Source organism: Pseudomonas batumici (genome assembly GCF_036585405.1).
Taxonomy (GTDB): domain Bacteria; phylum Pseudomonadota; class Gammaproteobacteria; order Pseudomonadales; family Pseudomonadaceae; genus Aquipseudomonas; species Aquipseudomonas batumici.
In genome coordinates, this window is the sequence record NZ_CP144470.1 from 5038174 (window position 1) to 5051615 (window position 13442).

The following is a 13442-nucleotide window of genomic DNA, read 5'->3' on the forward strand; positions in this document are numbered from 1 at the left end:
CCGTCAGTGTGTTTGCGCGACCTTCTGCGCGTTGCACAAGGTGCTGCTGCCCGGTTGCAGGTAGGGCGTCAGGATCGGCGCCATGCCCTTGAGCACCTGGACCGGCAGGGCCGAGGTGAATTTGAATGACTCGGCCGAGCGGCCCGGCACGAACGCGGTCAGGGTGCCGAAGTGATGGGTGCCGATGTAGAACACGAAGGTCGCCGTACGGTTGATCGACTTCGAACTCAACACCCGCCCACCGGAGCCGATGGCTTCGATACGGTTGTCGCCGGTGCCGGTTTTCCCGCCCATGGCCAGCGGTGTGCCGTCCGGCTGTTTGAAACTGCCGGAGACCCGCCGCGCGGTGCCCGCATCCACCACTTGTGACAGGGCGTCGCGCAAGGCCGTGGCGACTTCCGACGGCATCACCCGCTTGCCTTTGTCCGGGTCGTTGACCAGGCGGATTTCATAAGGCGTATCGGCGGCGAAGTGCAGGCTGTCGATGCGCAGTGTCGGCAGGCGCACGCCGTCGTTGAGGATGATCCCCACCAGTTCGGCCAGCGCGGCCGGCCGGTCGCCGGAGCTGCCGATGGCGGTCGCCAGCGACGGCACCAGGTGATCGAAGGGGTAGCCGACCTGTTGCCAGCGCTGATGGATATCGAGGAAGGCTTCGATCTCCATCATCACCCGGATCCGGCTGTCGCGAGCGCCCTTGTGCTTGCTCTTGAACAGCCAGCCGTAGACTTCCTGGCGCTCGAACTGGCTGGCGGCCACCACTTGGCTGAAGTGCGCCTGGGGGTTGTCCAGCAGGTAGCCCAGCAGCCACAGATCCAGCGGGTGGACCTTGGCGATAAAACCCTGGTCCGGCAGGTCGAAAGCGCCCGGTCCATAGGTCTTGTACAGCTTGGCCAGGCGTTCGTCAGTGACTTTCTCGGTTTTCAGGTGGGCCCGCACGAAGGTGTTGAAGGCCGCCTGCGGGGCATTCGGCAGCAGGTAGCGATGCACGGCGGCCAGGCGAATCGGCGTCGGGTGCATGCCGTCGAGGAAGGTGTCCAGGCGTTCCTGGGAAGTCTTGTTCTGGTACTTCTTCCAGAAGCGCAGCATGAAGGCCGTGCCCTCGCGGTCGGCGAAGCGGGCCAGGTATTCCTGGCGGCGGGGTTCGCTATCGTCCTTGAGCAATTCGGCACTGTTGTTCGGCCCGTGGTAGGTGCTGTAGCGCACCAGGTCGCGCAGCAGGCGGATAAACGGCAGGTTGATCGACTCGCGCAGGGCCTCGCGCAAGGTCGGGCTGCGGCCGTTGTCTTCCTTGCGGAAGTTGTGGAAGTGGTGCAGGCCGCCGCCGGTGAAGAAGCTTTCGCCGGGGTTGGCCGAGTATTTCCGGCTGAGGGCCTCATCGAGCATTTTCGGCAAGGAGCGGTCGTTGTTCTGCGCCAGGTATTCCAGCGCCCAGCGGGTGATCGGGTCCTGGGCGTCATTGGCCACTTTCTTCAGTTCGGCGGATGGCTGGTTGCCATAACGGTCGTGCAGTTCGGCGATGATCTGCAGGTAGCTGGTCAGCACCCGCAGTTTGGCGGTGGAGCCCAGTTCGAGCTTGCTGCCTTCGTTGATGTCGAAGGGTTGGTCGGTGCTGTCGGTCTGCACCCGCACCCGCGCGCTGTCGGGGGTGAGTTCGAAGAGGGTGAAGCTGTAGCGCACCTGTTGCGTGCTGGTGGGGGTCAGCAGGTGTTCGCCGAACAGGCCCAGGGACTTGGCGACCTCGGGGTCGGCCAGGCGCTTGAGGTAGTCGCTGGCCTCGCTTTGCAACGCCGACTGCAAGGTGCTGGTGGCCGAGAGGTCGAGGCGGTCGAGGTCGTAGAGCGGGCGGTCGAGCATGGCCGACAGGCGGCTGCGGGCCACGCTGATGCCCTTGTTCGACTCCACCGGCTGGATGGTCGGCTCCTGCTGCCAGTCGCGGTAGCTCACCTTGCTGGCCAGGGCGGCGGCGGCCAGCGGGGCGTCGATCACGCCGTTCTGGGCCAGCAGGCGGATATGGCTGTCGGTCAGTTCGGCCAGTTCGTCGCGGCCCCGGGCCAGGTAGTGGGAGGGCCGGCGCTGGGCAATCATCAGCGACAGCACTTCACGCAGGGCCAGGCCCCGTTCGGCAACGCTCCGGGCGTCGCTGGCGGTGCTGTTCAAGCGGGCGTTGACCTTGGCGAAGTCCGCGCCGTACCAGACCCGCAAGCCTTCGGCCATGCCATGGACCTCGCCATGGCCGGGCACGGCGGACAATGGCACGCTGTTGAGGTAGTCGCGCACCACATCCTTGCGCGCTTCCAGGGTTTGCGGGCCGCCCTGATAGGCGCGCACGCTGGCGGAGATCATCTGCCGGATCTTTTCGCCGCCGGAAAGGGTCAGGCCGTCCGGCGAGTGCCGGTATTTCTCCAACTGGGTCGCCAGGGTACTGCCGCCGGCGGTCTGGCCGCCCATGTGCAGCACCTTGGTAATCTGCGACACCACCGCCTTGCCGAAGCGTGGCCAGTCCACGGCGGGGTTGGCCTCGGGTTGTTTCGGGTCGAGCAGGTCACGGTTTTCGATGAACAGCAGGCTGTTGACCACCAAGGGGGGAATGGCGTCGAAGCTGGCATAGAGTTGTTGCGGGTAGTCGTAGTGGTAGACATCGCCGCCTCGGCAATCGGTGATCGACAGCCCTGCCTGGATTTTCTCCTTGTACGGCACGAAGAAGCCTGCCTGGCTGTAGTCCAGAAGGGCCGGGGAAAAGCGGGCCTGGGCTTCGATCAGGTAATGGCGTTTCAGCAGGCGCTGTTGGAATTCGCCGAGTGAGCTGTAGCCCAGGCGCTTGTCGAAAGGCCCGGCACCGGGATAGAACATCGAGTCGCTGGGGCCGGACTCCAGTGAATAACCGAGGTCCGCGGCGATACGGCTGAATTCGCGAGCCTGGATTTTCGAACTGCGCATTTCCCGCGAAGCGGCAACCCCCAGCAAAACCAGGGCAATCAGCAGCACCAGGCAAAACAGTCGCCACCACAGCCTGCGTTTACGGGGTTTTTTCGGTAAAGGCGCTTCATCCTCCCTGTTGGCTGGCGCCACAGTGTTGCTCGAATCGGATTGCCACAAAGCGCCCATAGTCGATTCATCCATTCACGCAGATTGATCGCACTTGCCTGAAGCTTAGACGCTGCTTGAGGGCGGTGAAAAATATGTGAAGTGAGTCAGACGGTCATCGGGGCCGGTATGTTCGTCCAGGTTCAGGCGGAGACCACCTGCGCGGGCCGGCCCAGCCGTTTGTTGAGGTCCAGCCAGCCCGCCAGCGCGGTCATCAACGCCACTCCCAGCAGTGCACTGAATACCTGCACCGGCCAAGTGTCCCCGGCCTGGGCATTGAGCATGTCCGCCAACGGCGCCAGCAGCACGCCGAAGCAGAACACTTCCAGCGAGTAGCGGCCCATCCGGCGACTCTGTCGGGCCAGCCAGTGATCCAGCCAGACACCGTTGGGCAACAGCTTCGCCACCACATAGGCCATGGCCAGGAAATGCAGCAGGCGCGCCGGCGACAGGTTGGTCTTGCTGATCGGGTAGAGCCATTCGCCCAGCAGTTTGGGCATGAAGGCGTCATGCAACTCGGGCCATTTCCATGACAGGGCGATCCCGGCGCAGAGCAACAGGTAGACCACGCAGGTCACGAACAGCGGCTGTCGCGACAGTGCCCGGGTTTCCGGGCGGCTTTCCCGCTGTCCATGGATAGCTGCCGCGCCGCCGAGCACGAACAGCAATTGCCAGGCCATGGGGTTGAAGAACCACACGCCGCCCTCCTGGGCGGCCAGGTTCCACTGGAACCAGGGCGCCAGCAGGTACAGCAGCACCGACAGCCCCACGACGTATTCGGCCTTGTGCAGCAGCATCGGCAGTATCAGCGGCAAGCCGAGCAGTAGCAGGATATACAGTGGCAGCGGATCCATCAGGTTGGGCTTGAAGCGCAGCAGCAGTTCATCCACCAGCGCCTGCTGCGGATGGGTGAGGAAATACTGCAAGCCCATTTCCTGCACCAGGTCACGGGTTTCCACCTGGCTGTTGGCGAAGAACACGATGCCCATCAGCAGTGCGAGCAGGAAGATATGCACCACATAGAGCACCCAGGCCCGGCGCAGGATACGCACGCAGGCCACCAGATAGCCGTCGCGGAGGGCGATCTTGCCGTAGGCCAGTAGCGCGGCGAAGCCGGCGAGAAAGACGAAGATCTCCGCCGCGTCGCTGAAGCCGACATTACGTACGGTGAGATGGGCGAGAGGGTTCTGCGGCACGTGATCCCAGAAAATGAAGATCAGCGCCAACCCGCGGAAAAAGTCGATGCGAGGGTCGCGGCCGTTGGATATCACGGAAAAACTCTTGAGCGAATGTTGAATAGGCGTGTTGTGTCTGTAAGAAATTGCACGACGCACAGCGGCGGCGTGCAGGTTGGCGGGAATCGGGGGGAATTGCAAAATTGGGGTATTACTGAATGTCACAATTTTCTGCGCGGATCCTCCGATAACCGTTTTCCGGGGCGCGGATGACATAGAGCCTGAGTTCCATACTGCCTGCGCGCTGTGCAAACTGGCACTGCCAGGTAGGGGGGAACAGGTGCCGATCATCCTTCCAGTGAATCGATGTCACCCACCACACGCGCTTTTTTATACCCGGAGGCAAATGCTTTAAGTCCTCGAAAAACAACTTCTCCCGGTCCGCGTAAATGAGTGTGGAAGCCCCGTAGCCATTAGGTCGGTTGTCACTCCCGTTCCAGGGTGGGTCATAAAGCAAAGGCGTCGTGCCCGCGTGGTTGTAATAGACAACGCTCAAGTAGGGGTATCCGCCGTGAACGATGATGCTGTCGCCATCAAGAAAGCGCTCGTCTATATAGGCGACGATGTCGTTAATGGGGTTGGCCTGCTCGTTGCGTGGGTCATCCAGGTCGTCCTGTTGAGCATAAAGGGTATGCAGCCCCATCAGTTGAACACTGACGATCAGCAGGATTGCGCTCAAGGCAAGAAGGGGAGTCCGTCCCATCAGTCTGCTGATGACCACCGCCAGTAACATCGGCAAGCCCAGGGCCGCAAAAGCCACGTAACGCTCGATGAAGACCGGAAACAAAAATGAGATCAGAAAAACAACCAGTATCGGCAGGAATGTGTGGAGTAAAAGCAAAACACCGAATTTGAAACGATGCCTCAGCTGGAAGGCTCCCGCTATTGCCAGGGCAGTGATGAACAGGGGGAAAAGCAGATAACCCAGGGTGAAGAAATCACGCCGGTCCCTGATTGAGAAAAACCGCCAAATGGAAGAGGGCAATGTATAAACCGTCGGTTCCGGCACCCACAAGATATCGCCGCCGCTTTTGAACGCGGCAAAATTGAAAAACAGTTCGTCAATCAGGCTGATCAGCCATGGCAGATACAAGAGAGCAATACTGATATTGGCCAGCCACCAGGGCCAACGGAAAAAATGACGCGCTGAATGGTCGCGTTGGCAGGCCAGAATGGACAGGTATGCCCAGTGAGAGAGCGCGCAGAAGATCGCGAAGTAATGGGTATAGAGCGCTGCCGTCATGAGCAGCACGTAGGCCACCAGGTAGCGATCACGGGCACTTTTCACCCAGTAGACCAGGGCGATGGTCGCTCCCAGCAGCCAGACGCTTTCCAGCGTATACATCCGGGCTTCCTGGCTGTAACGCACAGCGATCGGAAACAAGGCGAGCAGCAGCCCGGTCAATACGGCCGTTCGCGGTGTATCAAGCAAACGCATCAACCACATGCCCAGCAGCGTGGTCAGCACCCCGGCCAGGGCACTCATTGCCCTCAGCGAAAATACCCCATCCCCACAAACGGCGATCCAGGCATGCAGCAGCAGGAAATAGAGCGGTGGATGGACGTCGTGTCCTGCGTGAAACCATATCCGTTCAGGGGATTGGAGGCTCATCAGGGCCGAAAAAGCTTCATCGGTCCAGAAATAGGGGCTTTGAATGGCATAAAACCGAACATAAACGGCCAGCGACAAGACCAGCACCCAGAGTGATCTTTCAGGTAGGTCGCGCAGGGGGGAAAGTGCCCCGTCATAAAGTTTTCTGGTGTCCATGCTTTCCTGGCGGTGATCTGAGGGCGAGTCAATACCTGGGGTGCATGAGTCTGACACTAGGGTGCTTGGACAGGTCTGTCTACTGTGAGAAGTGACAGGCATGGCGTGCCTGGGAGCCGGCAGGGTGTCTGGGGCGGAGCGATAGCCTTGAGTGGGAACTAGTCTGTACCTGTGATTTCCGACAGTAGACAGGCCCACAGGCAGGTTCTAACGTAATCGTTGAGTGACGCTCGAAGTCAGTGGCGTATGGCGATGCCCGCTCGTCCAGGATCGGATGAGCGTGATGGAAATCGGGAATCCACTTTCATGCGCTGGGATCTGTCGTTCAAAGGGTTCTCCAATTATCTTTCGATCGGGGTGCTCAATACCCTGATTCATTGGACAGCCTTTCTGATCTTTCACAGTCTGCTGAGTATCAGCCAAGCGCTCAGCAACCTGGGCGCGTTTGCCCTGGCTGCTACCTTTTCGTTCTATGCCAATGCCCGTTATACCTTTCGGGCACAAGCTTCGCTCCGACGTTACCTGCTGTTCATCCTCTTCATGGGATTCTTGAGCCTGCTGATCGGTTGGAGTGCGGACAGCCTGATGCTGCCGGGGCTGATCACGCTGCTGGTCTTTTCGACGATCAGCCTGGTCGCAGGCTTTTTCTATTCGAAGCAGGTGGTCTTTCGGGAGCGCCGGCCTTGAAGATTTCCTTGATTGTTCCCGTATTCAATGAAGAACAGACCATTGAAATTTTTTACCAGTCGGTCAGGCAGGAACCTGGACTCTGCCATTATCAGGTCGAGATTGTTTTTATCAATGATGGTAGTTCCGATGGCACGGAAGGGGTCGCTCGTGCGTTGGCGCTGATCGACGACGATGTCGTATTGGTCAGCTTTTCGCGAAATTTTGGCAAAGAGCCTGCTTTGTTTGCGGGTCTTGAGTTTGCCAGTGGCGATGCTGTCATCCCCATTGATGTTGATTTGCAGGACCCGATCGAGGTCATTCCAAGGCTGATTGCCGAATGGGAGAATGGCGCGGATGTGGTCCTGGCCAAGCGCCGAAATCGTTCAACGGACAGTTATCTGAAGCGACACTTTGCCGCCATTTTCTATCACGTACTGAATAGCATCGCCTACCCTCATATAGAAGAGAATGTCGGTGACTTTCGCTTGATGGATAGAAAAGTGGTCGATGTTGTGAAAATGTTGCCCGAGTATCAGCTGTTCATGAAGGGCGTGCTGTCGTGGGCCGGATTCAATACGCGAATCATTGAGTATGATCGTGCCGTTCGTTCGGCCGGAAGCAGTAAGTTCAATGGATGGAAGTTGTGGAATCTGGCATTGGACGGTGTGACGTCTTTCAGTACGATTCCGTTGCGTCTGTGGAGCTATGTTGGAAGTGGGGTTTCATTGTTTGCGCTGTTGTATGCGGCGTATATGGCAGTGGATAAGGTCCTGTTTGGAAACGCCGTGCCCGGATATCCGTCATTGATGGTTGCTATTTTGTTCCTGGGCGGTGTGCAGCTCATTGGTATCGGTGTCCTGGGTGAGTATATTGGGCGAATTTACATGGAGGCTAAACATCGGCCCAGGTATATCGTCAAAGAAGTGGTCTCGGGGAAACGGAGTGCTTGGGGTTCTCGGCAGTCAAAAGTGGAGTAAGGGGTGAGTGGCCTATCATGAAAGTTGATTTTATGAAGAGGCACCTGTCGCAGGGTGAGGTGACGGTTTTTTACCTTGTAGCCAGTTTTTTATATGTGCTGCCCTTTATGCTCTCAGACTATCCCTATATTGATGACAGTTTGCGGGCTACCTTTGCCAGGGCGAGTCTGGCTGCTGAGGGGCGAGTCCTGGCGGATGTTCTTTACAACGTGTTATCGTTCAGTCATGCCGCCCCTAATATGTTTCCATTGGCGCTGCTGTTGGCGATCACCGGAATGGCATTGGCCTTGGCTCGTCTGGCCAGATATTATTTCCCTGACTTGACGTATAGCCATTGCCTGATTGTTTTGCCTTTGTTGTATTGTCCATTTTTTCTGCAAAATTTATCCTATCAGTATGATGGGCCGGCGATGATATTCAGTATCGTTGCGAGCATCCTTGCTGTTACCTACCAAGGACCCAGGGGCTGGAAAAGCTGGCTGGTGCCGGCCTTATGGGTCGCTGTGCTCCTGGCTTTTTATCAGCCTGCGATCAATGTCTTTGTGGGCTTGTGTTGTATCGAGGTGTTCAGGTTGCTGGAGAGGGGAGAGCCGCTTGAGAGCATCTTCATGAGAGCAAGTAATAAGTTGCTTCAGTTAGGGGTGGGGGTCGGTATTTATTATGTTACTGCCTACCAATTGACGGGTGATAACCGTAATCAGCTGATCAGGTTTGATGCGTCCACAGTCTCTGAAATCGCTTCAAGAGTCATGTTGTTTTTCAAGGCGGTCCCCCGAATCTTCAGTGGTGGAGGTGACTGGCTGCTTCTGTGTCTATTAGGGCTGGCAGTGGCAGGGTATGGCTATGTCATTGTTAAAATGCTCAGATCCAATATTCGAGTGTTGGAGAAACTGATAAGATTTTTGTTGTATGGCATGTTATTGGGTGTGCTGTGTTTGTCAGTTCACGGGATCATGCTCTTGTTCGCCTACTTCAATCTTGGAGCGCGCACCTTGGTCGGGGCTTCGGTGCTCCTGGTTTTTTTGTTTTATCTAAGCTTTTCTGCGTTGACGAAATGTCATCCGCAAGCTGGAATTTTACTGGCTGTGCCGCTGCTGTACATGTTGTCCTTTTCCTATGCGTATGGGCGGGCGCTGATCGTGAAACAGGAGATGGAAAAGACGGTTTCCTTTAACTTGAGTTACGATATTTCCAGTCGTGTGGAGTTGAGGCAGGTCAAGAGATTTTATCTGCAGGGGGATCGTGTTTATGATTGGGTGCCGGCCAATCAAGGCACCCGGACGGTCATGCCGGGTGTTCATGACATCATGTCGCTGGGGTTTGTCGTCTATCCGGATGCGCTTGTAAGTGTGGGTATAGATAATGTCCAGTGGGCCGATGATTCGTACTTTACCCAGGATAAAGTTGATAAGCTCGGCGTGCCGCTGGTTAATAATAAATATTATGATATCTATTTGATGGGGGAAGAAGGTTTTATCAGGATGAAACAGCTTAATCAGCCGGGTGAAAGAGCCGGCATACAATAAGTATCTCTCTGTGCCGTCAGCACAGAGAGAGTCAGTGTGATGGGGATGGGTATTTTCAGGTGAAAATCGGGACACCTGGTCTTTAGGCTTTGCGGGGCTGGCCTGCAAAGCCCTGCTGATTCACGCCGCATTCGCCTCGAAACTATCCGCCCGCGCCATCTGCCACATGCGCGAATAGAACTCGCCATTGACCTCGCCGGTCAGCAACTCACCCGGTTTCAGGAATACATGCAACTGCGAGAACAACTTGATCTCGGTCGCCGACATCCGACGTACCAGGTGCTTGGCCTCCAGTTGCGACGGATGATCGAGCCCCGCCGCCGCGAGCATTTCGGCCAATGCCTTCAGGGTATTGCGATGGAAGTTGAACACCCGCTCGGCCTTGTCCGGCACCACCAGGGCGCGTTGGCGCAAGGTATCCTGGGTGGCGACGCCGGTCGGGCACTTGTTGGTGTGGCAGCTCTGCGACTGGATGCAGCCGATGGCGAACATGAAGCCCCGTGCCGAGTTGGCCCAGTCGGCGCCGATGGCCAGCACGCTGGCGATGTCGAAGGCGCTGACGATCTTGCCGCTGGCACCGAGCTTGATCTTGTCCCGCAGGTTCAAGCCCACCAGGGTGTTGTGCACGAACAGCAGGCCGTCGCGCATCGGCACGCCGATATGGTCGGTGAACTCCACCGGCGCCGCGCCGGTGCCGCCTTCCTTGCCGTCGACCACGATGAAGTCCGGGAGGATGCCGGTTTCCAGCATGGCCTTGGCAATGCCCATGAACTCCCAGGGGTGGCCCAGGCAGAACTTGAAGCCCACCGGCTTGCCGCCGGACAGCTCACGCAGTAGGGCGATGAAGTGCATCATTTCAACCGGGGTGGAAAACGCGGTGTGCCGCGACGGCGATACGCAGTCCTCGCCCATCTGGATGCCGCGGGTCTCGGCGATCTCGCGGGTCACCTTGTGCTTGGGCAGGATGCCACCATGGCCGGGCTTGGCGCCCTGGCTCATCTTGATTTCGATCATCCGCACCTGCGGACTCTGCGCCTGGGCGGCGAAGCGTTCCGGGTCGAAGCGGCCGTCCGCGGTGCGGCAGCCGAAATAGCCGCTGCCCAGTTCCCAGGTCAGGTCGCCGCCGTTCTCGCGGTGGTAGGGGCTGATGCTGCCTTCGCCGGTGTCGTGGGCGAAGTTGCCCAGCTTGGCCCCCTGATTCAGGGCGCGGATGGCATTGGCGCTCAGGGAGCCGAAGCTCATCGCCGAAATATTGAACACCGAGGCCGAGTACGGCTGCTTGCACTGCGGGCCGCCGACGGTGACGCGAAAACTGCTCGGGTCGCTCAACGGTGCCGGGCGCATGGAGTGGCCGATGAACTCGAAACCGCCCTGGTACACATCGATCAAGGTGCCGAAGGGCTTGTCGGCGCTTTCGTTCTTGGCCCTGGAATACACCAGCGAGCGTTGGGCACGGGAAAAGGGCAGGGCATCGCTGTCGGATTCCAGCAGGTACTGGCGGATCTCCGGGCGAATGCCTTCCACCAGGTAGCGGATATTGCCCAGGATCGGGTAGTTGCGGCGCACCGCGTGGCGATTTTGCAGCAGGTCGAACACGCCCAGCAGGCTTAGCAGGCCAGTCAGCAGGGTGAACGGCCAGAGCCAGTCATGCGCCAGGAACGGCAGGCTGGCGAGGGTGAAGATCACACAACCGGCAAAGAAGGCGTAGCGGCTGAGAAGGGACAGGCTCATACGGTTTCCTTTGGTTCGGACTCATCAGGTCGGTCAGGCATTCTGCGCTTGTCAGGAAGGTGACACAAAGTCTGTCATCCAAATCCGTGTCACTCGTCGGTTTTGTTCGCGAGGGCGCGCAGCATGCGCGGGATGGCCGAGCCGAGCCCTTTGACCCGCGCGGTGTTGGTGATCTCGAAACTTGCCTGATTGTCGGTGGCCGAACTGCCCCCGACAAAAACGGTGAAGGTGCCGGGTTCCACCCGCCGCAAAAAGTAACGGTCGAGGAGAGCGAAGTCATCCTGGTCAAGCACAAAGCTCAGCGTGCGGGCCTCTCCGGGCTTCAACCTGACGCGGCTAAAGCCACGCAGCGCTCGCACCGGGCGTGTCACGCTGGCGACATTGTCGTGTAAATACAATTGCACGATCTCCTCGCCCTCTCGCTGACCGCTGTTGTGAACCGTGACTTGCACCGTCAGCGTCTCGGTGGCGGTGATTTGCGTGGTACTGAGTGTGGGCGGGTCATAGGTGAACGTGGTGTAGCTCAGCCCATGGCCGAACGGATAAAGCGGTGTCACGGACTGGTCGATATAGGCTGCGTCTTTGTTCGATTGTCGTCCGGTATGCTTCTGGCTGTAGTAGATGGGAACCTGTCCTACCGCACGTGGAAAGGTAACAGGCAGCTTGCCGCTGGGGTTGACGTCCCCGAACAGGATATCGGCCACGGCATTGCCCATTTCGGAGCCGAGGAACCAGGATTCGAGAATCGCCGGGACCTGTTCGGCCAGCTGCGGAATGGCCAGCGGGCGTCCGTTCATGAGAATGACCACCAGGGGCTTGCCGGTTTCGAGCAGTCGGCTCAGCAGGGCATCCTGAGCCCCGGGCAAACCCAGGGAGGAGCGACTGCGCGCTTCTCCGCTCATGTTCGCGCGCTCGCCGAGCACGGCAATGACCACATCGGCATCAAGGGCCGCCTGGTGTGCCTTGTCGATTTCCGAGAGGTCGAGGTCATCGGGTGAGGCTCCCGGGATGTAGACCACCTGCGTGGCGGACGAAACCGCGCCTTTGATGCCCTGCAGAACGCTGATCGATTCCTTGGCGCGCCCGTCGCCAGGCCAGGAGCCCAAGGTCGAGCGTTGGTCGTCGGCGAGTGCGCCCACCACCAGGAGTTTTGGCAGGTCCTTGTGCAAGGGCAGCAAGGCCTTCTCGTTCTTCAACAGCACCATGGATTTCTGCGCCGCCTCCCTGGCCAGGGCGCGTGACTGTGGGGTCAGTAGATTGGCCTTTTCACGGGCCGCATCGCTGTAGCGATAGGGGTCGTCGAATAGCCCAAGTCGTTGCTTGGCCTCCAGTACGCGGCGTACGGCGGAGTCCAGCGTACTCTGTGCAAGTTGGCCATTGCGTACCAGCGCCGGCAACTCTTGCGCGTAGAGACCACTGACCATATCAATATCCACCGTGGCGCCAAAGGCAACTTTGACCGCTTCCGTCGGCGTGGCGGCGACACCGTGCAGCATCAGTTCCCGCACGCTGTTGAAGTCGCTGACGATGAGGCCGCGAAAGCCCCATTGTTCCCGCAACTTCTCCCTGAGCAATGGGCCATTGGCGTGCATGGGGATACCGTCCAGCTCGTTGTAGGCGGGCATGACGGCATCCACTCCGGCTTGCACGGCGGCACGAAACGGCGGGAGGTAGGTTTCGAGCAGTGTACGTTCCGAGAGATCGCTGGTGTTGTAGTCTCGCCCCCCTTCAGGGGCACCGTAGCCGACGAAGTGCTTGGCGGTGCTCAGCAGTGTGGAAACCTCAGGTGCGCCCTTGCCATGAAAGCCGCGTACGCGTGCCACGGCGAGCGCGGAACCCAGGAAGGGGTCTTCGCCGGACCCCTCCACCACGCGTCCCCAGCGTGGATCGCGGGCAATATCGATCATCGGCGCATAGGTCAAGTGTATGCCGCTGGCGCAGGCTTCGACGGCGGCGGCTCGGGTGGTGCGTTGTGTCAGGTCCGGGTCCCAGGCCGCCGCTTCGGCCAGCGGCACGGGAAAAATCGTACGAAAACCGTGGAGGACATCCTCTGTGAACAACAGGGGGATATGCAGGCGAGATTCTTCCACGGCGATTTTTTGCAAGCGGCGCGTGTCCTGCACGCCAGAGGCTCCGAGAAGGGAGCCAACCCCCGAATGGCGTATGACGTCCTCTCCACCGTTTGCCACCACCGTTCCGGTGGGGGACTTTTGCACAACCAGTTGTGTAAGTTGCCCGGCCTTTTCTTCGAGGGTCATCCGGGCAAGCAATTGCTCAATCTGTTGTTCTTTGTCGGTGAGTGAGTCGGCATGCACGTTCACACAGGGCTCCATGGCGACAGTCGCGAGCAAGATGATTATAAAGTGCGCGGCCAGGATGCGACGTAAGACGCCCATGGGTACAAGCCTTGCCATGCTCTCGGGCGTTGCAGATCTGGGAAGTGTGCGAGGTG

Annotated in this window: 8 protein-coding genes; 3 read left to right on the forward strand and 5 right to left on the reverse strand. The window is 58.9% G+C overall.

Annotated features, from left to right (window positions below):
- Positions 1 to 3: 3 nt before the first annotated feature.
- The 3 genes from NUH87_RS22945 to NUH87_RS22955 all read right to left on the reverse strand — a co-directional run bounded on the left by NUH87_RS22945 (position 4) and on the right by NUH87_RS22955 (position 6087).
- Entirely contained in the window at positions 4 to 3105 is a 3102-nt protein-coding gene (locus NUH87_RS22945) for a transglycosylase domain-containing protein (RefSeq protein WP_338522803.1), read from the reverse strand.
- Positions 3106 to 3227: 122 nt separating this feature from the next.
- Complete coding sequence (locus NUH87_RS22950; RefSeq protein WP_338526909.1) at positions 3228 to 4352, reverse strand: OpgC domain-containing protein; 1125 nt, start codon at positions 4350 to 4352, stop codon at positions 3228 to 3230.
- 118 nt (positions 4353 to 4470) lie between these two features.
- Entirely contained in the window at positions 4471 to 6087 is a 1617-nt protein-coding gene (locus tag NUH87_RS22955; RefSeq protein ID WP_338522804.1) for a glycosyltransferase family 39 protein, read from the reverse strand.
- Between the two features lie 306 nt (positions 6088 to 6393).
- Here NUH87_RS22955 and NUH87_RS22960 point away from each other — a divergent pair, with 306 nt between their 5' ends.
- From NUH87_RS22960 to NUH87_RS22970, 3 genes are read left to right on the forward strand one after another with little or no spacing between them, the layout of a single operon-like run.
- Positions 6394 to 6774 carry a GtrA family protein gene (locus tag NUH87_RS22960; RefSeq protein WP_338522805.1) on the forward strand — a complete coding sequence of 127 codons (381 nt, stop codon included), beginning with the start codon at positions 6394 to 6396 and terminating at the stop codon, positions 6772 to 6774.
- Positions 6771 to 7733: a glycosyltransferase family 2 protein gene (locus NUH87_RS22965; RefSeq protein WP_338522806.1), complete on the forward strand. Its 963-nt coding sequence runs from the start codon at positions 6771 to 6773 to the stop codon at positions 7731 to 7733. The genes NUH87_RS22960 and NUH87_RS22965 overlap by 4 nt, the downstream gene beginning before the upstream one ends.
- A gap of 17 nt (positions 7734 to 7750) precedes the next feature.
- Positions 7751 to 9259 carry a glucosyltransferase domain-containing protein gene (locus NUH87_RS22970; protein ID WP_338522807.1) on the forward strand — a complete coding sequence of 503 codons (1509 nt, stop codon included), beginning with the start codon at positions 7751 to 7753 and terminating at the stop codon, positions 9257 to 9259.
- 120 nt (positions 9260 to 9379) lie between these two features.
- Here NUH87_RS22970 and NUH87_RS22975 read toward each other — a convergent pair whose 3' ends face one another.
- Both NUH87_RS22975 and NUH87_RS22980 read right to left on the reverse strand, forming a co-directional pair.
- Positions 9380 to 10990 (reverse strand): FMN-binding glutamate synthase family protein, encoded by a 1611-nt coding sequence (locus NUH87_RS22975; RefSeq protein ID WP_338522808.1) that lies wholly within the window; start codon positions 10988 to 10990, stop codon positions 9380 to 9382.
- A gap of 89 nt (positions 10991 to 11079) precedes the next feature.
- Complete coding sequence (locus NUH87_RS22980) at positions 11080 to 13386, reverse strand: glycoside hydrolase family 3 N-terminal domain-containing protein (RefSeq protein WP_338522809.1); 2307 nt, start codon at positions 13384 to 13386, stop codon at positions 11080 to 11082.
- Between the last annotated feature and the right edge of the window lie 56 nt (positions 13387 to 13442).

Bases quoted from the DNA above. Each gene is read 5' to 3' on its own strand.
- NUH87_RS22945 (WP_338522803.1), bottom strand. From the start codon at position 3,105: ATGGGCGCTTTGTGGCAATCCGATTCGAGCAACACTGTGGCGCCAGCC.
- NUH87_RS22980 (WP_338522809.1), bottom strand. From the start codon at position 13,386: ATGGGCGTCTTACGTCGCATCCTGGCCGCGCACTTTATAATCATCTTG.
- NUH87_RS22975 (WP_338522808.1), bottom strand. From the start codon at position 10,990: ATGAGCCTGTCCCTTCTCAGCCGCTACGCCTTCTTTGCCGGTTGTGTG.
- NUH87_RS22970 (WP_338522807.1), top strand. From the start codon at position 7,751: ATGAAAGTTGATTTTATGAAGAGGCACCTGTCGCAGGGTGAGGTGACG.
- NUH87_RS22955 (WP_338522804.1), bottom strand. From the start codon at position 6,087: ATGGACACCAGAAAACTTTATGACGGGGCACTTTCCCCCCTGCGCGAC.
- NUH87_RS22960 (WP_338522805.1), top strand. From the start codon at position 6,394: ATGCGCTGGGATCTGTCGTTCAAAGGGTTCTCCAATTATCTTTCGATC.